Consider the following 17,504-nt stretch of genomic DNA (forward strand, 5'->3'; position numbering starts at 1 on the left):
ATGATCAATTTAAACGGAAACTTATTAGAAGACAGTCAGGCCAGCCTTTCGGTTTCGAACAGGGGATTTGCCTACGGCGATTCGGTTTTTGAAACTATACGGGTGATAAACGGAAAGATAATGTTCTGGGAAGACCATTATTTCAGGCTAATGGCCTCTATGCGTATTATGCGGATGGAGATTCCGGCTAATTTCTCTCCTGAGTTTCTTGAAGAAGAGATCATAACCCTGGTAAAGGCCAATGAGCTGGAAACCTCTCCTGCCAGAGTCAAATTTTCCGTATTCCGTAAAGAAGGTGGGTATTACACTCCGGAAACCCGGGATATTGGTTACGTGGCGAGTGTAAAGGAGCTGGATGATGCTTTTTATACTTTAAGCGACGATTTCTATGAAATTGAACTTTTTAAAGATCATTATATAAACAGCGGGCTTTTGTCCAGTATTAAGTCCAACAATCGTGCAGTGAATGTTCTTGGAAGTATTTTCGCTTCTGAAAACGGATACAATAACTGCCTTATTCTAAACGAAAAGAAAAGCGTGGTAGAGGCCCTTAACGGAAATATATTCCTGGTAAAAGGCAGTGTGATCAAAACTCCGCCGGTAAGTGACGGTGCTTTGAACGGTATCACCAGGAAGCAGCTTTTAGGGATCGTTGAGAAAATTGATGATTATAGTCTTGAAGAAGCTTCTATTTCTCCTTTCGAGCTGCAAAAAGCTGACGAGCTTTTTATTACGAATGTAATTACCGGTATTCAGCCGGTAAGCAAATACCGTAAAAAGGAATTCGCCTCCAAAGTGGCGAAAGATCTTCTGTCTAAATTGAATGTGAAAGCCCGTTTGGGTGGCTAGTTGTAGGCAGGATTTTCCGGAGCATTTGACCATAAAACATACTCTCCGCCCAGTTGCATCATTTTATCCTTCCAGAAAGAACTGTAAGGTCTTTCAATAATGTCATTATCCTCATTTGTGGTGACGATCCAGGAATGGGAGTTTAACTCCTCATTCAGCTGGTCTGCATCCCAGCCCGAATAGCCAAGGAAGAACCTTATCTGTTTTTCGTCTATAAGATTTTTGGTAATCAGTTCCTGTACGGCTTCAAAATTTCCGCCCCAGTAGATGCCGTTGGCGATCTCTATACTATCGGGAATAAGCTCAGGCACCTTGTGGATAAAGTAAAGATTATCCTGTTCTACGGGACCGCCATTATAAATTCTGAAATCGGCCTCAAGATCAGGGATAAGGTCGGTAAGGGTGAAGTCCAGTACTTTGTTCAGGATAAAGCCAACCGATCCTTTTTCTGAATGATCTGCCAGAAGCACCACAGAGCGATTAAAAGCCACATCTCCGATAATGGAGGGCTCTGCTACCAAGAGATGACCTTTGGTTGGTTTTAAAGCGATCATATCAGCAATGTTTTTAACTAAGCTAAATAATTATTTATTTAAATTCAAAAAATTATGCCAATTTTATGAATAAAAGAAGCCTTCCCGGGGGAAGGCTTCATAATCTTTTACTAATACAAATTATTAGTTCACAGCTTTTTGTAAATCTGCTCCGGCTTTAAATTTCACTACATTTTTAGCAGCAATTTTTATGGTTTTTCCGGTTTGTGGGTTTCTTCCTTCACGAGCAGCTCTTTTAGATACTGACCAAGAACCAAATCCTACAAGAGAAACTCGGTCTCCCTTTTTAAGAGATTTTTCAACGTTTCCTAAGAAAGACTCTAGAGCTTTTTTAGCAGCTGCTTTTGAAATCCCGGCGTTTTCAGCCATTGCATCGATTAAATCTGTTTTGTTCATAATTTGAATTTTAAAATAAATTGTTGGTTAAACATTCTGTTAAATTGCTCTACAAATTTATATGGATTTCTCGCCCGTGCAAGTAATACCAAGGGAAATGCCGATTATTGTTAATAACTTAGGGTTTTTGTTAATAAGTATGGCTTTAAATTATTGATTTTTTCTCGTTTCAGTGTCTATAAGGGTTTACAGGAATTTTGCGTCCGGAGTAAAGGTAAAACCATTTAACAGGTCTTTTACTTCCATTTTTCGCTTCCCTGGAAGCTGAATCGAACTGATGATAATAAATCCGTCTGAAGTTGCCACTTTCAGTTTTTTGTCCTGCACCGTAATAGAACCTATTGGATAGTGGTGCTCTGACTTTTGCTTTTCTATATCAAAGATCTTAACCTTTAATTCTTTCGAGGCATTTATAAGAAGGCTCCAGGCAGCAGGATAGGGGTTGAGGCCTCTTATAAGGTTATAGATATTATCTGTGCTCTTATGCCAGTCTATACGGGTGTTGTCCTTATTGAGTTTTGGGGCCGGTCTAAGCTCTTTGCTTTCTTCCTGCTTAACGGCCTCTGATTTTCCGCTTTCAATTAATTTCAGGGTGTCCAGAATAAGACCGGCACCGGTATGCATAAGTTTGTCGTGAAGTTGGCCTGCATTTTCTTGCGGCTCGATTTCTACTTCTTTCTGAAGCAGCATAGCCCCGGTATCTATTTTCTCATCCAGCAAGAAAGTAGAAACCCCTGTGGTCTTTTCCCCGTTTATAAGTGCCCAGTTTATAGGGGCTGCACCGCGATACTGGGGCAGGAGGGATGCGTGTAGATTGAAGGTCCCGTATTCGGGAAGAGACCAAACCGATTTTGGCAGCATTCTGAATGCCACTACTACCTGTAAATTCGGGTTCAGGCTTTTTAGTTCCTCAAGAAATTCCTCAGATTTAAGATTGCTGGGCTGCATTAACTTCAGGCCCTCTTCCAGTGCATACTTCTTTACCGCGCTTTGCTGAAGCTTTCGGCCTCTCCCGGCAGGCTTGTCGGGTGCGGTGATCACGCCAACCACATTGTATCCGGCTTCCACAATCTTTTTCAGGCTAAATACCGCAAAATCGGGTGTGCCCATAAATACAATCCTTAATTCTCTCATTTTTCTGGTAATTTATAGTTGTTGGTTGGTGTCCTTAATATGATCTTTCTTTCAACAAGCAGCTGTAATACCTTTAATATATGCTCCTCTCTGTAAAGATCAATTTGTTCTGTGAGCGCTCTTGAGTTTAATTCTCTTTTTTTCAGAAGAAGTACAATCTCTTTATAAATATTGTTCATCACACTTCTGCTAATTTCGGTGTTTTCTTTATTACAAACCGAACAGATCCCGCAGGGAGAAGTTTCTGTTTCTCCGAAATATTTCAGCAATTGCTGACTTTTACATTCTTTCTCATTTTCGATAAAACTTAGCACTGCTTCAATCTTGCTTGTTTTGGTGTCATACTGAAGCCTGATGTAACTGGCCACAGGGTTAATTGTCGCTTCATCTTCCCTGGGAACAAGGAAGGTGATACTTGTATCCTGTGCGGCATAATTGAACTCTATGATCTCATCTGCTTCAAGACGTTTCAGGATGTCTATGGCCTTGTCTTCAGTAATGCCCGCTTTTTTGCAGAGAGCATTTAGGTTGATGGAAGTCTTGTTTTCTAAGATTCCGCCGTAAGTCCTCAGCATTGCCTTTACAAGATCGTCGTACGCCGAATGGCTGCTTAAATAATGGTCCAGCTGAGCCGAAGAAATAATAAACTGCACCTCTGTTTTCTTATGAAATTGTTGCGAAAGTTTAAGAATACTGCAGCGGTCCAATACCTGGAGGCAGTTGTATGTCTTAAGGGCATTAAAGGAATACTGTTCACAGAAATCTGAGAAATTAAAATTCTCTGTTGTTTGTTCTCCTTCACCAAAAGCGATCTGAAAATAAGAATTTAGCTTTCTATAGACCTGTTTAATGTCTTTGACGTCGGGTAGACTTGCTAAGAACTGGTTCTTTAAGACCGGAATATCACTGGTGCTGGTAATGATACTTGCCGCTGCCGGTTTTCCATCCCTCCCTGCACGGCCTGCTTCCTGAAAATAGCTTTCCAGGCTTTCCGGTAGGTTAAGGTGGATCACCTGCCGCACATCGGGTTTATCTATGCCCATCCCAAAAGCGGTGGTCGCTACCATAATATAGGACTCGTTCGCAAGCCACATATTAAGTCTCTTTGACTTTTCTTCATTTTTGAGCCCGCCGTGAAATGCCAGGGCCCTGTAACCTTCTTTATTAAGATGTTCACTTATATCTATAGTTGCTTTCCTGCTTCTTACATAGATGATCGCTGTTTCAGATTTGCTTTTTAGAAGTCGGCTTAACCGATAGAATTTGTCTTCAGCCTTTAAGACATTATAAGCAATATTAGGGCGTGCAAAGGACTTCTTGTGAAGAACAGAGCCTTCCAGTTCAAGTTCCTTTTTGATGTCTTTAACCACTTCAGGGGTGGCGGTTGCGGTAAGGGCAGCCAGGGGAGTTTCCGGTAACAGCTCTTTGAGCTTATTGATATTCCGGTATGCAGGCCTGAAGTCGTGTCCCCATTGAGAGATGCAGTGGGCTTCATCTACGGCGATAAGGTTTACATCCATTTGTTTGATACGCTCCTGTACCAGTTCCTGCTGAAGCCTTTCCGGGGAGAGGTAAAGGAATTTATAATTTCCGTAAATGCAGTTATCCAGTTTTTTATCCAGGTCGTCATAAGATATACCTCCTGTAACGGCCATAGCTTTTATGCCGTTTTTATGAAGGGAGGAGACCTGATCTTCCATAAGGGCAATAAGCGGGGAGACAACAATACAGATGCCCGGTTGCAGTAAGGCAGGAACCTGGAAGCAAACAGATTTTCCGCCACCGGTAGGCAGCAGGGCTATAATATCTTTTTTCTCTAAAAGATCTGAAATGATGGGCCACTGTAATGGCCTGAACTCATCATAACCCCAGTATTTCTTTAGTATGTGTAAGGCTTCCTGCAAATTTAGTCATCGAGATTATTTAATATAAAGTTAGCTCTTTCTTCCACAGGGCCTTTTGGGACTTCTACAGGTTGGTACCCGAACCTTTTATAGGTCTCATTCAGGAATTTGGAAATCGCCAGGGCTTCTTCAAAAGTTTCGTAACGTTCGTTATCGCTTTTATAGATCTCTTTCCACGGAGGAAGGATGAAGACCTGGTGATAGCTATGCCTTTCACAGGCTTCGGTAAACTTTGAAGTATACCGGGTTTCAAAATAATCCATATAAGCGATCACATCCGGAATTCCGCGATCTATAAAAATAGGTTCTATAGTTTTTTCTTCGGCTTCGTAATGCTGCCTGATACGCCCCTCAAGTAACTTTTCACTAAAGAGCAGGGGTTTTTCAAGGAATAACTGTGCAATCCCTTCCTTTTGGGCCTCGAGGGTTACCTGTCTGGAGATTTCGTGCAGGCATTCATTTCCTTGAGCTTCCAGGTTATGGATTATAGAAGACTTTCCTGTTCCGGGACCACCGGTAATAACAATTTTTTTCTTACTCACGCTGCAAATTTCGTCATTTGAATTTGATTATAAAAATGCATTCATTCCATGTATCTTTGCAATTATAAATGAAGAAGAAAGTTATGAGCGACGCAAGTAAGTCTAAGGAGTTTTATATTAAATTAAAAGCGCAGCTACAGGATACAAGTATGTGGCCGTCAGAATACCTGTATAAATTTATTGTGCCTACCAGTGATGAGAAGATCAAAAAGATAGAGAGCATCTTTGATAATACCGGGGCAGTAATAAAGACCAAGCAGTCTAAAAACGGTAATTATACAAGTGTTTCTGTAAATGTTAGAATGAGGAATCCCGATGCTGTGATTTTTAAATATAAGGAAGTGGCGGCAGAAGTTAAGGGGGTTATTTCATTATAGTAATGCCGGGAGATTAGAAAAGACTTCAATTTTTACTAATCTTGGATAATATTTCTTATTTTGCAAACGATTAAACTTCTACAGTTAAGTATCACCCTATAAAATTCTATTTTGACACACCCATTAGAATACAACTCCGAGAGGAGTGATTTGATTATTCCCGAGTATGGAAGGCATTTGCAGAAAATGGTCGAACATGCCGTTACTATTGAAGACGATAAAGAAAGAAACAAAGTAGCCCAGTCTATTATTGCGGTTATGGGAAATATGAACCCTCACTTAAGAGACGTTCCGGATTTCCAACATAAGCTTTGGGATCAGTTGTTCATCATTAGCGATTTTAAACTGGATGTCGATTCTCCTTTTCCGAAGCCCTCCAGAGAAATGCTGGCAGAAAGACCGGATCCTTTAGATTATCCTCAAAACTTCCCGAAGTATCGATTCTACGGAAATAACATCAAGCGGATGATAGATGAGGCCAGAACTTATGACGAAGGTCCTTTAAAAGAGGCTTTGGTGTATACCATTGCTAACCATATGAAGAAATCTTTCCTGAACTGGAACAGGGATGCCGTTGAAGATGCTGTGATCTTTGAGCATTTAAGAGAGCTTAGCGACGGAGAAATTAACCTGAAAAATGCCGATGAAGATTTGACCGAGACGTCAAACCTTTTACGGGGCAAGAAAAAATTCACGAAGGGCAGTTCAAAGAAATCTGGTCGTAAAGGCCGTAAACGCCACTAAAAATCTTATTACATGGGAACTTTTCAGATTGAAGGCGGGCATCGCTTAAGTGGAGAAATACAGCCACAAGGTGCCAAAAATGAAGCCTTGCAAATTCTGTGTGCCGTATTATTAACCTCAGATAAAGTAAGCATTTCCAATATCCCCGATATTCTTGATGTGAATAAGCTTATTAACCTTTTAAGAAATTTAGGGGTAAAAGTAGAAAAGACAGGGAAGGGGAGTTACACTTTTCAAAGCGATGATCTGGACCTGGACTACCTAAGCAGTGACCAGTTCAAGAAAGACGGAAGCGGCTTAAGAGGGTCGATTATGATCGTAGGCCCTTTGCTTGCGCGTTTCGGAAAAGGATTTATTCCTAAGCCGGGAGGCGATAAAATAGGACGCCGACGCCTTGACACTCACTTTGAAGGGTTTATAAAGTTAGGAGCGGAATTTCGCTATAATAAAGAGGAGCGCTTCTACGGAGTAGAGGCTCCTAATGGGCTTAAGGGAGACTTTATGCTGCTTGAGGAGGCCTCGGTTACCGGCACAGCCAATATCGTGATGGCGGCCGTCCTTGCCGAAGGCAAGACCACGATTTATAATGCCGCCTGTGAACCTTATTTACAGCAGCTTTGTAAAATGCTGAATTCGATGGGGGCAAACATCAAAGGTGTAGGTTCCAACCTCCTTGAGATCGAAGGGGTTAAGGAACTTGGCGATTGTGAACACCGCATTCTTCCTGATATGATCGAGATTGGTTCATGGATTGGCCTTGCGGCGATGACGCAAAGTGAGATCACCATTAAGAATGTGAACTGGGGTATGCTTGGGCTTATTCCGACTACTTTCAGAAAACTTGGGATCCACCTGGAACAAAGGGGGGATGATATTTTTATTCCCGCACATACCGATGGTTATGAAGTGCAGAGCTTTATTGATGGCTCTATAATGAATATCAGCGATGCGCCCTGGCCGGGATTCACTCCGGATCTACTGAGCATCGTTCTTGTAATTGCCACACAGGCCAGAGGCAGTGTTTTGATTCATCAGAAAATGTTCGAAAGCAGGCTGTTCTTTGTGGATAAGCTTATAGATATGGGAGCCAAGATCATTCTATGTGATCCGCACAGAGCTACTGTGATTGGTCACGATTTTAAATCTCAGCTGAAGGCTACCACGATGTCTTCGCCAGATATTCGTGCCGGGATCTCCCTGCTTATCGCAGCGCTTTCTGCCAAAGGAACCTCTACGATTCATAATATTGAGCAGATAGACAGGGGATATGAGAATATCGATGAGCGCTTAAGAGCAATTGGAGCAAAAATTGAAAGAGTCGATTAAGAAGGTTTTTTCATTTCTAGATATAAAAAAAGCTGTCAGATCTGACAGCTTTTTTCTTTTTATAATGATTTATGATCAGGCTTCAGTTTGGGCCTTTTTCTTATTCTCTTTGTAGTTAAACAGATTGTGTTCTTTAATCATTTGGGTGGTCTTCTCAGGAAGCATATCCTCCCAGCCTTCTTTTCCTTCCTGGATCATCTGCAGAATTTCGCGGGAGTAAACATCCAGAATATTTGGATTGAATTCGGTGATGTCTTCCACACGGCCATTGTACTTGAAGAACTTATAAAGTTCTTTCATACGAGGGTGCACCTTCAGGTTCTCGCTTGTAGTAACTTCTCCTGTTTCCGGATCTTTTAAAGGATACAGGTAAACCTTTAAGTCTTTAAAGAATAACTTTCCAAAAGCTTCAAGGATCCCGCCACTCAGGTGACGATAGTATTTTTCATCGAATACATCTATCAGGTTGTTAACACCCATTGTAAGCCCCATTCTTTGTTTTGAATATCTTGAGAAGTACTCCACAACCCTGTAATATTCCTGGAAGTTGGAGATCATCACTGTCTGGCCCAGGGAACAAAGAAGTTCGGCGCGGTCCATAAAGTCACGTTCATCGATCTCTCCTTCAGCACGCAGGTTGGAAAGGGTAATCTCGAAGATCACCTCGGTATTGTCCTTATCTACTTTGCTTTCTTTGAAGAAAAGTTCTTTGGAACGTTCATACATATCCATATTTACCTTGGTAACCGGTCTAAAGCTACCACGTAAGGCAAGGATGTTCTTTTTATAAAGGATCTTGGCCGGTAGTACATTGTTTCCGTCAGGTCCGAACATTACGGCCTCGGTCATTCCGTTTTTAACCAGCTGTAAACTCATTAAACGGTTATCAACCTTCTCGAATCTTGGCCCTGAAAAGTTGATGGTATCGATCTCTATCTGGTCTTTGTCTATATGATCGTAGAGGTAACGCAGTAATTTTTTTGGATTATCATACTTGTAGTAAGCTCCATATATAAGGTTTACCCCAAGGATCCCTAAAGTGTTTTGCTGGTGACGTGCATCATTCTCATGAAAGCGTACGTGAAGAATAATTTCGTTGTATTCTTCTTCAGGTCTTACCTGATATTTGATCCCTACCCATCCGTGACCTTTATATTTCTTTGCAAAATCTATGGTCGCTACGGTGTTGGCGTAGCTGAAGAAAAGTTTGTTTGGATGTTTTTCGCGAGAAATTCTCTCTTCAATAAGGTTGATCTCGTGGCTCAGCATCTTTTTTAAACGGGCTTCGGTCACATATCTTCTGTCATCTTCAACCCCGTAAATAGCATCACTAAAGTCTTTATCGTAGGCGCTCATCGCTTTCGCAATAGTCCCCGAAGCACCACCGGCTCTAAAGAAATTCCTTACAGTCTCCTGTCCTGCACCAATTTCAGAGAAAGTACCATAAATATTTTCATTTAAATTAATGCGAAGTGCTTTACTTTTTATAGAAGGAACGTTTTCAAATTCCTTGTCGCCCATTATGGTAATTGGCATAATTTTTCTTTTAAATGAATTTCCTTTTTGTTTTAATCAAAGGTACTAAAACGGCGAGGTATACAAAAAAATATATATATTTTTGTGTCAAAATAAATTCCCTTTGAAAGTAACATTTTTAGGCACAGGAACATCTCAAGGAATTCCGGTTATAGGAAGCGAACATCCCGTATGTTTAAGTGAAAACCCTAAAGATAAAAGATTACGGGTCTCGGTTCTGGTAGAGTGGGACGGCTGCAACATTCTAATTGACTGCGGTCCCGACTTCAGAGCACAGATGCTTGCCAATAATGTAAAGCACCTGGATGCTATCCTGTTCACTCACGAACATAATGACCATACTGCCGGATTAGACGATATCAGGCCTTTTTTCTTCCGTCAGGGAGATATACCGGTTTTTGCACATCAAAGAGTGCTTGAATCGCTTAGAAAGCGTTTTGATTATATCTTTACATCTGAGAATAAATATCCCGGTGCTCCGGGGGTTATTGAGAATCAAATTGAAAACAAGGAGTTCAGCTTCAGGGAGCATAAGATCCTTCCAGTAGATTTTAAGCATAACCGCCTGCAGGTTTTCGGGTTCAGGATGAAGGATTTTGCCTACCTGACAGATCTTAAAAGTATAGAAGAGGAAGAAGTGGAAAAACTGGAGGGGCTGGAGGTTCTTGTGGTGAATGCGCTTAGAATTGAACCTCATCACTCTCACTTCAACCTGGAAGAAGCCTTGGAATTTATTGAAGAAGTAAAGCCTAAAAGGGCCTATTTAACCCATATAAGCCATTTGCTTGGTTTTCACGACGAAGTGGAGGCCAGGCTGCCGGAAAATGTATTTCTGGCCTATGATAACCTGAAAATCACTCTTTAAACTTATGCGAAATAAAATACTGGTTTACCTGCTCATCTTTTCCGTTCTGTTCGTGATCTTTATTTATGTTAATGATAAACGAATACTTGATGCCAGGGACGCTACCATAGAACAACTTGAAAACAGAAGCGAATCACAGGAGGCCGAAATAGAAGAGCTTAGGTCTGAGACCCAGGATCAAACGTATTTTTCTCTGGAATCTAATGAAGATGCGCTTACTTATTTTGAAAACCGGGGGCTGGACCCTTTGGCGATCAAAAATAAAGTGAGAGATGAGATTATAAGCCGCAATCGTGCTAATGAAGATAATGACCTGGTTCCCTTTGAAGGAATGGAAGGGCCTATGCGTATTAATAAGATCAAGCTGCTAAACCATAAATGGATTATTGCCGACTTTACTGACGGGACCTATTGGGGAGAAATTCTTCTTAGCTACTCGGTAGACGATCAAGGCGAAATAAGCTTTACTCCTGAAAAATCCTTTTTATATCAGAAAGATTAAAGGTGCTTGACAAGCCAGTCCTTTAACTCAAAGAAATTTTGTGGGGCCACCCCGTGGCCTACAGGAAATTCTGAATAGGTATTTTCAATATTCAGGCTGTCCAGGAAAGGTTTGGTTTGTCTTGCCCATTCTACTGGGATCACCTGGTCTGCAGAGCCGTGTGAGCAGTAGAAAGAAAGGTGTGAGAAATCATTCTTCTCGTAATTTTCTTTCAGAATGCCTTTATTTACATAACCGCTTAGTGCAACTACGTTTTTAACCTTCTCAGGGTAGGAGAGGGCAACGGCATAACTAAGAATGGTGCCCTGGCTAAAGCCGAAAAGCGTAACATTTGCAGGGTCTACAGGGTAGTTTTCTATAGCTTCATCTATAAAATCGGCGATTTTGTCTCTTGATTCTATAGCCTGATCATCATCACTGAATTTTCCGTCGGTATTATCCCAGTGTATGGCATACCAGGCATTTCCGAAAGGCTGCATAGGATAAGGAGCTTTTACCGAAATCACGAAAAGTTCGTCAGGTAGTTCTCCGGCGAAGGAGAAAAGATCGTTCTCATCGCTTCCGTAGCCGTGAAACATAATCAGTAAAGGCGCCTTATCAAGCTTTACTTTAGGTTCTCTTACTTTATGATATAGGGATAAACTGGTGGTATTCATTAATTTATTGTGCTAAACCATTTTTGAAATTGTGCGCCAACAAGAGGCACTTCTTTTTGTTCCCCCTGGACCGCACTTACAAATCCGTAGATCCAGAGAATAAAGATGCAAACGTAAAACGCGGAAGAGATCAGCCAGCTGTCGAACATTCCTACAAGTACCCCTAAAAGATAAAAGGTAATATGAATCCCGAAAGCCTGTCTTATATGGAAGCTGGCAAACGGGTTCTTGGTATCATTATTCATAAAGTAGGCAATTATGGTGCCTATAACTGTGAGATACGCAACTATAGCTGCTGTTTTTCCCTCTTCTGCAACGCTTTTCATTTGATGAAGTTTAATCTGTAATTACAGATATACAAAGATATTAATATTGTTTTTTCTAAAGACCGGCAAAGCCTTTTTTAGTAATAATTCCAATAGCCCGGCCTTTAAGTTTGCTTCCCAGGAAAATACTGTTCTCTGAAGTTGAATGAATATGGTCTTTAGTAAACTTATAATCCACTTCTGGTGAGAAAAGGCTTAGGTCGGCAGGTTCTCCTTCTTCGATAGTGGAAGCTTTAAGCCCAAAACGGTTTTTCCCCCGACTTAGGATCTCTGCACAGTCTTCAGCAGAAAAAATGGTTCCAAGAGCGCCAAAAGCAGTTTCCAGCCCAATCGTTCCGTACATAGCATTTTCAAATTCTACCTTTTTATGCTCAATATCGATGGGATTATGATCACTGGTAACCATATCTATGCTGCCATCTTTTAGCCCTTCTATTAAAGCTTCAAGGTCTTCTTTGGTTCTTAAGGGTGGTTGTACCTTGGTATTGGCATCGAATTCCTTTAAAACATCATCTGTAAAGATAAGGTTGTGGATTGCGACGCTGCAACTTACATCCAGCCCTTGTTCCTTAGCCTTCCTTATGAGTTCTACCGTTTTGGCGGTTGAAATTGTTGGAATATGTAATTTTCCTCCGGTGTATTCAAGAAGGAACAGATCTCGTGCCACCTGAAGCTCTTCAGCCAGATTAGGAATTCCTTTAAGCCCTAAAGAAGTGCTGCTGTGGTGCTCGTTCACCTGGCCTTTTCCTGCTATTTTGTTCTCCTGCGGAAAAGATTGTACGAGCCCGCCAAAATTCTGGGTATACTGCAGTGCCAGTTTCAAAAGGTTCGGGTTGTCTACCGGCTGTTTGTAATCCCCGAAGCTTACGGCTCCGCCCTGGGCCATATCATATAATTCGGCAAGGTCAATTCCTTCGCTTTTAACGGTAAGAGCCCCGGTGGGTAACAGGTTAACCGCGTGATCCAGCGCCTTTGATTTTATGGAGATCACGGCCGAGTTGGTGTCTATAACAGGATTGGTGCTGGCATTCAGCACCACCGAAGTAAATCCGCTCTTGGCGGCGGTGTCAAGTCCGTTTGCAATGGTTTCCCGTTCTTCATACCCCGGCTCTCCAAAACTTACACTGCTGTCAAACCAGCCTCTCGAAACGTGCAGGTTTCCCTCTCTGATTTCCCTGTCTGCTTTTTCTTTTATTTCTGAAGAGATCCTTTTAATGATCCCATCTTCGATAAGAATATCTTTGGTTTGCTTGTGAAAAGCTGACTGCTGGTCAAGTATTTTGGCTGATTTAATTAGTAGCTTCATTTAAAAAATTTTAATAGTAGCATTTCAAGGCTCATAAAGAACAATGCAAAAATAACAAACCATTTCCAAAGCGGCTTGGTTTGACCCGATGCTTTTGCATTTTCGAAATATTTATCGATAGATTCAAAATTACGGATGTTTTTCAGGCTTTCAGGATGAGTGTACACCAGCTTGCTTTCTGTTCTTTTTTCATTAAAACTAAGCTTCCCCAGATCACTCTTTCCGTACATAACTCTATAGTTTCCGGGAGTTTCTATGGCATTAGTGAAGATCTGTACCTTATCCGGAAACAATTGCTGTTGTGGAATTACAGAGCTTTCTTCAGATTTCAGGCTTAAAACCTCATCTTGCCCAATACTGACCGGGATATCTATTTGGTCCCGATCATTAATTTGATAATATAATTTTGGACTTTTTAAAGCAGCAAGTCCCATATTGTAGAAACTGGGAACGATAAGAGGAGATTGCTTGAAGTTTGAATTCTCACTATTCAGAGCTGCAGCGAACATAAAAAGCTGATCCCGCTGTAGCAGAAAAGGAGAACCGTCCTGCAGGCTAAGAGCTGCATTCTGGTTTCGGGAGACGCGGTAAAATGACTGAACTTTTGGATAATCGAAATTACTGATCTGTTTTTCGAAAACAGAGTTGAATAAAGGGTGCTCAAAGGAGATCCCGGTTATTAACTGTTCTCTCTCTGTTTCCTCACCGTAAACGGGGGCGTTCAATTCTTTAAGGAAAAGATTATAAGAATTAGGCTGTGCCTTTTGTGCCGGAATAAGGCAGATTACAGTTCCGTTTTTGTAGAACTGTTTCAGGTTCTGGCTAAGAGCGGAATTTATTTCGGGAATTTCATTAAGCACGATGAGATTGGAAGAACTGAGGACCTTGTAATCCAGTTGCTGCAGGCTAAAATTATGAAAGCTGAATTCCGGTTCAGTGAAAATTCGCTGCAGAAAATCTGCCGAACTATCAGAAATAACACTTACCTGAATTTGGGGGTTTTGATTAAGGCTAAAGTATAGCAGGTTATCATAGATAAGCCCGTTATCTTCAATCTCAAAATAGGCATTTGAAAGTGCCTCTCTTTTCAAGTTAAAAATGGTTTCTGCCTCATTTTCTTCGTTAAAATCAGCGGTGTTCTTAGTCAGTAAATCTTCGTTATTATATAAAGATACTGAAACCGGATCCTCAATTTCTGTATTGCTTTTAAGAAGAAGCTTGATCTCTATTCCTTCTGTATTCTTATTTTGAACAAAGGCTGAATCGATACTTATGTTTTCGGGTTTTACAGGCTTCAGCGGAATAAAACTGATATTGATGGCAGAGGAATCTTGTTGTGTCGGCACATTTATGTTCTGCTGAAAATCGGAAATGAGGATCAGCTCATTTTTGGCTGAGTTTTTATTTTTAAAATAATTGCCTGCTTTCAGTTTAATTTCTTCGAAATTCAGACTACCAGGGGAGTAGTCTAATTCAGAGAGTTCCTTTCTCAGTTCTGATGTGCTTAGGTTAAAGTATTCCTTGTCGTTTGTGATAAGGCTAAGCTTATCGTTTTCAGGAATATTCTCCAGCAGGCTTTGTACCGAAGAGGCGAGGAGTTCCCCTTTAGGCCCTCTTAATTGCATGCTTTGGGAGTTATCCAGGTAAATCAGCTTCCGGGTAACCGCTGCATTCGAGCCTTGGGCCGGTAGGTAAGGCTGGGCAAAAGCAATGATTATGGCCGTTAGCATTAATAGCCTCGAAATCAGGATTAGCCATTTTTTAAGCTGAGAACTTTTTCTTGTCTCACTTGAGATCTTTTTCAGGAATTTTACGTTCGTGAAGTATTCCTTCTGAAATTTTCTTAACCTAAACAGGTGAACAAGTATGGGGATTAAAAGAAGAAAGAGGGCATAAAGAAGTTCGGGGTGTAAAAATTGCATGCCTTTTTCAAGTGTTTATCAAATATAGAAAAACAAGCGTATTAAAGCCGCTTAATTTTGAATTTAAAAGTACTGCCCTGGCCGGGCTCAGATTCAACCTCTATGTCTCCCTGCATATTTTCGATATGTTTCTTAACCGTGGCCAGACCTATTCCGCTGCCGGGATTTCCATCGCGATCTGTGGTGTCCAGGGTAGTGAACAGTTCAAAGATCTTTTTAGATTTAGCCTTGGGGATTCCGCTGCCGTTATCGCGTACGTGAAAATGGTAATATTGATCTGTCTCTTTAAAACAGATATCGACCATTCTTTCTTTACTATTGTTGTATTTAAGGGCATTGCTTACCAGGTTCATAAAAACCTGGGTTAATGCAGCCTTATTTACATTATGCAGGGTCCCGGATTGCGGGTAATTAATCGTTACATCATCAGACACCTGATAGAGGTTCGCAATATTGTTTAACATCCTCCCAAGGTCCACATTCTCATAATCTTTTTCAAAGATATGGTCGCTTCTGTAGAAGCTTAAGATTCCATCAACATAATTCCGCAGGGAATAAGAAGATTCTATAAGGAATTTTAAATACTCTTCGGTTTCCTTATCGAACTTCCCTTTGTTTTCTTCTTTTAGCAGTTCGGTTAAAGAGATGATGTTCGCCAAGGGAGATTTTATGTCGTGAGAAACAAGACTGGCAAACTTCTCAAGATCTCTGTATTTCTGCTTCAGCTTTCGCTGCACGTGCTGCAGTTTATTTTTTTGTTTTCTGAACTCCAAAAGGTTCATTGTCTGGTTTGCCAGTGCTTTCAGAGTCCTTATTTCGGTTTCACCTAGATCTCTTGGTTTGCTGTCGAAAACAGATAGAACGGCAATGGCGTGCCTCTGTGGATTAAAAAGCGGGATCCCGATATAGAAATTTATCTCTAGAGGGTAGTGCGGTTTCAGCTTTTTAAAAATTTCAGGGTGAGTATTGCTGTCTAGGATGAAGATTTCTTCCCCGGCTTTTACAGCCAGGTTGGAAAAGGAGTTCTCCCTTTCAATTTCCTTAATGGCTGTGCCGTATTCAGATTTGTACCAGACTTTCTTTCTGGTGACAACGCTAATATGAGCAACGGGAAAATCTCCGGATTTCGCGGCCAGGTAGGTAAGCTCATCATAATCCTTATCTGGCCCCGATTTAAAAATAGCGTATTCGGCTAGAGCAGCCTGCCGGAGTTTTTCATTATATGGATACGTCTTTTTGTTTATTTGCATTGCTGCGCTAGTAGTTCTAAGCTAAATGTAATTAAAATTATTTGAGAATTTTAATTAATTCACTCCTATTACTCTGATAAATTGCGTTTTATGGAAAACAGGAATTCGGTGCCCTTATCAATTTCTGAGTTGAGCCTTATCTTACCTTTAAGCCTTTTAACCAGCTTTTTTACTGTAGAAAGACCAATCCCGTTTCCTTTGTTCCCCTGCCTGTCTGCGGTGTGGAGGGTGGTGAAGAGTTTAAAGATATCTCTGTGTTTCTCGAGAGGAATTCCCATCCCGTTATCCTTAATGCTGAAATAGTAGTAATCACGGGTCTTTCTAAACCCAATATCAATAATGATCTTATCTTTATTGTTGTATTTCAGACTATTCCCAAGGAGGTTAAGGAATATCTGCTCTATTACCGCCCTGTTTGTTTTGATTATTTCATCCTGTTCCGGGAGGTTTATCTCGCAATCTTCAGTAATATTCAACAGGTCTATGATCTCCTCAAGTAAATGGTTAAGATTGAATTTCTGCTTTAGGGATGCCGAAATGGTATCACTTTCATAGTGGCTCAAGATACCGTTCACATAATTGCTAAGGTTTAGGCTTGAGCGCTTAAGGTTCTTCAGGTAGTCAACTCCTTCTTTTCCTAATAAAGCAGCATATTTTTTGCGTAACACATCGGTGGTTATGACCATATTTGCCAATGGCATTTTGATGTCATGAGAGACCATTGCAGCAAAATTCTTAAGCAGGGTATTGTGAATGTGCAGCTCTTTTTCTGCCTTTTCAAGATGATGATTCTTACGGTGAAGTTCAAACAATGATTCCACCTGTTTTCCAAGGTCTTTTAATGCTTCCTTTTGACCTTTATCAAGCTTGTTCACCTTGGTGTCCAGAACGCATAATGTTCCCAGGGGCATCCCGTCACTGTCCAGCAGAGGCACCCCGGCATAGAATAAGATAGGATCTTTTTGAGACCTGGTTAGTGGATTATTTTTGAAACGCGGGTCTAATCGCGTGTCCTGTACTTCCATTAAATCTTTAGGTTCCAGGATGGCGTGGCCACAAAATGAGATGTTGCGGTCTGTGTCACAAATTTCAGTGCCAATCTTAGATTTAAACCATTGCTTGGTGTCATCAACAAGTGTGATAAGAGCTATAGGTGTCTTGCAAATGTAAGACGCCAGTTTGGTAATGCTGTCAAATTTGGATTCAGCAGGCGTGTTCAGTAGATAGGTCTTTTTAAGAGACCTAAGCCTTTTTCTTTCATATAAAGGGACCGCCGGCTGTAGCATTCTGAAGGTTTTGTTAATTTAGAGGTGGT

18 protein-coding genes are annotated in these 17,504 nt (G+C 41.0%); 6 read left to right on the forward strand and 12 right to left on the reverse strand.

The genetic code is table 11. From position 1 onward, the window contains the following. A complete protein-coding gene (locus tag ACFQ3Q_RS08345; RefSeq protein WP_380744759.1) occupies positions 1-849 on the forward strand; it encodes an aminotransferase class IV in 849 nt (282 codons plus the stop codon). Here the strand turns inward: ACFQ3Q_RS08345 and ACFQ3Q_RS08350 are convergent. The 5 genes from ACFQ3Q_RS08350 to ACFQ3Q_RS08370 form a co-directional block, all read right to left on the reverse strand. Then, the gene (locus ACFQ3Q_RS08350) at positions 846-1,403 is read right to left on the reverse strand and encodes a YqgE/AlgH family protein (protein ID WP_380744760.1); all 558 of its coding nucleotides are present in this window, start codon (positions 1,401-1,403) and stop codon (positions 846-848) included. The genes ACFQ3Q_RS08345 and ACFQ3Q_RS08350 overlap by 4 nt on opposite strands. A 123-nt stretch (positions 1,404-1,526) precedes the next feature. Next, positions 1,527-1,799, reverse strand: coding sequence for an HU family DNA-binding protein (locus tag ACFQ3Q_RS08355; RefSeq protein ID WP_380744762.1), 273 nt, complete (start codon positions 1,797-1,799; stop codon positions 1,527-1,529). Between the two features lie 186 nt (positions 1,800-1,985). Next, positions 1,986-2,933: a methionyl-tRNA formyltransferase gene (fmt, locus tag ACFQ3Q_RS08360; RefSeq protein WP_380744763.1), complete on the reverse strand. Its 948-nt coding sequence runs from the start codon at positions 2,931-2,933 to the stop codon at positions 1,986-1,988. Then, positions 2,930-4,837: a RecQ family ATP-dependent DNA helicase gene (locus ACFQ3Q_RS08365; protein WP_380744765.1), complete on the reverse strand. Its 1,908-nt coding sequence runs from the start codon at positions 4,835-4,837 to the stop codon at positions 2,930-2,932. Before ACFQ3Q_RS08365 ends, fmt begins: the two co-directional genes overlap by 4 nt. Before the next feature lie 2 nt (positions 4,838-4,839). Further along, on the reverse strand, positions 4,840-5,379 hold the full coding sequence (locus ACFQ3Q_RS08370) for an AAA family ATPase (protein ID WP_380744767.1): 540 nt from the start codon (positions 5,377-5,379) through the stop codon (positions 4,840-4,842). A gap of 68 nt (positions 5,380-5,447) precedes the next feature. On the opposite strand from ACFQ3Q_RS08370, the gene ACFQ3Q_RS08375 reads away from it, so the two are divergent. The 3 genes from ACFQ3Q_RS08375 to murA all read left to right on the forward strand — a co-directional run bounded on the left by ACFQ3Q_RS08375 (position 5,448) and on the right by murA (position 7,826). Beyond that, the gene (locus ACFQ3Q_RS08375; protein WP_380744769.1) at positions 5,448-5,756 is read left to right on the forward strand and encodes a DUF493 family protein; all 309 of its coding nucleotides are present in this window, start codon (positions 5,448-5,450) and stop codon (positions 5,754-5,756) included. A 111-nt stretch (positions 5,757-5,867) separates the two neighbouring features. After that, the gene (locus ACFQ3Q_RS08380; RefSeq protein ID WP_380744771.1) at positions 5,868-6,500 is read left to right on the forward strand and encodes a DUF4290 domain-containing protein; all 633 of its coding nucleotides are present in this window, start codon (positions 5,868-5,870) and stop codon (positions 6,498-6,500) included. A gap of 12 nt (positions 6,501-6,512) precedes the next feature. Continuing rightward, positions 6,513-7,826: a UDP-N-acetylglucosamine 1-carboxyvinyltransferase gene (gene murA, locus ACFQ3Q_RS08385; protein WP_380744772.1), complete on the forward strand. Its 1,314-nt coding sequence runs from the start codon at positions 6,513-6,515 to the stop codon at positions 7,824-7,826. A gap of 75 nt (positions 7,827-7,901) precedes the next feature. On the opposite strand, the gene ACFQ3Q_RS08390 is transcribed toward murA, so the two are convergent. Then, a complete protein-coding gene (locus ACFQ3Q_RS08390) occupies positions 7,902-9,362 on the reverse strand; it encodes a TonB-dependent receptor (protein WP_380744774.1) in 1,461 nt (486 codons plus the stop codon). Between the two features lie 103 nt (positions 9,363-9,465). On the opposite strand from ACFQ3Q_RS08390, the gene ACFQ3Q_RS08395 reads away from it, so the two are divergent. Both ACFQ3Q_RS08395 and ACFQ3Q_RS08400 read left to right on the forward strand, forming a co-directional pair. Continuing rightward, a complete protein-coding gene (locus ACFQ3Q_RS08395) occupies positions 9,466-10,227 on the forward strand; it encodes an MBL fold metallo-hydrolase (protein ID WP_380744776.1) in 762 nt (253 codons plus the stop codon). 4 nt (positions 10,228-10,231) lie between these two features. Next, complete coding sequence (locus tag ACFQ3Q_RS08400) at positions 10,232-10,729, forward strand: hypothetical protein (protein ID WP_380744777.1); 498 nt, start codon at positions 10,232-10,234, stop codon at positions 10,727-10,729. On the opposite strand, the gene ACFQ3Q_RS08405 is transcribed toward ACFQ3Q_RS08400, so the two are convergent. From ACFQ3Q_RS08405 to ACFQ3Q_RS08430, 6 genes are all read right to left on the reverse strand, one after another. Next, entirely contained in the window at positions 10,726-11,385 is a 660-nt protein-coding gene (locus ACFQ3Q_RS08405; RefSeq protein ID WP_380744779.1) for an alpha/beta hydrolase, read from the reverse strand. The two genes, ACFQ3Q_RS08400 and ACFQ3Q_RS08405, sit on opposite strands and share 4 nt — an antisense overlap. Beyond that, positions 11,385-11,711 (reverse strand): DUF4870 domain-containing protein, encoded by a 327-nt coding sequence (locus ACFQ3Q_RS08410; protein ID WP_380744781.1) that lies wholly within the window; start codon positions 11,709-11,711, stop codon positions 11,385-11,387. Before ACFQ3Q_RS08410 ends, ACFQ3Q_RS08405 begins: the two co-directional genes overlap by 1 nt. A 55-nt stretch (positions 11,712-11,766) precedes the next feature. After that, entirely contained in the window at positions 11,767-13,017 is a 1,251-nt protein-coding gene (locus ACFQ3Q_RS08415) for a dihydroorotase (RefSeq protein WP_380744783.1), read from the reverse strand. Then, positions 13,014-14,939, reverse strand: coding sequence for a BatA domain-containing protein (locus tag ACFQ3Q_RS08420; RefSeq protein WP_380744785.1), 1,926 nt, complete (start codon positions 14,937-14,939; stop codon positions 13,014-13,016). Before ACFQ3Q_RS08420 ends, ACFQ3Q_RS08415 begins: the two co-directional genes overlap by 4 nt. A 41-nt stretch (positions 14,940-14,980) precedes the next feature. Beyond that, the gene (locus ACFQ3Q_RS08425; RefSeq protein ID WP_380744787.1) at positions 14,981-16,189 is read right to left on the reverse strand and encodes a sensor histidine kinase; all 1,209 of its coding nucleotides are present in this window, start codon (positions 16,187-16,189) and stop codon (positions 14,981-14,983) included. A gap of 68 nt (positions 16,190-16,257) precedes the next feature. Beyond that, a complete protein-coding gene (locus tag ACFQ3Q_RS08430; protein WP_380744788.1) occupies positions 16,258-17,475 on the reverse strand; it encodes a sensor histidine kinase in 1,218 nt (405 codons plus the stop codon). Between the last annotated feature and the right edge of the window lie 29 nt (positions 17,476-17,504).

Origin of the sequence: Salegentibacter chungangensis (genome assembly GCF_042678405.1) — a bacterium.
GTDB classification, from domain to species: Bacteria; Bacteroidota; Bacteroidia; order Flavobacteriales; family Flavobacteriaceae; genus Salegentibacter_A; species Salegentibacter_A chungangensis.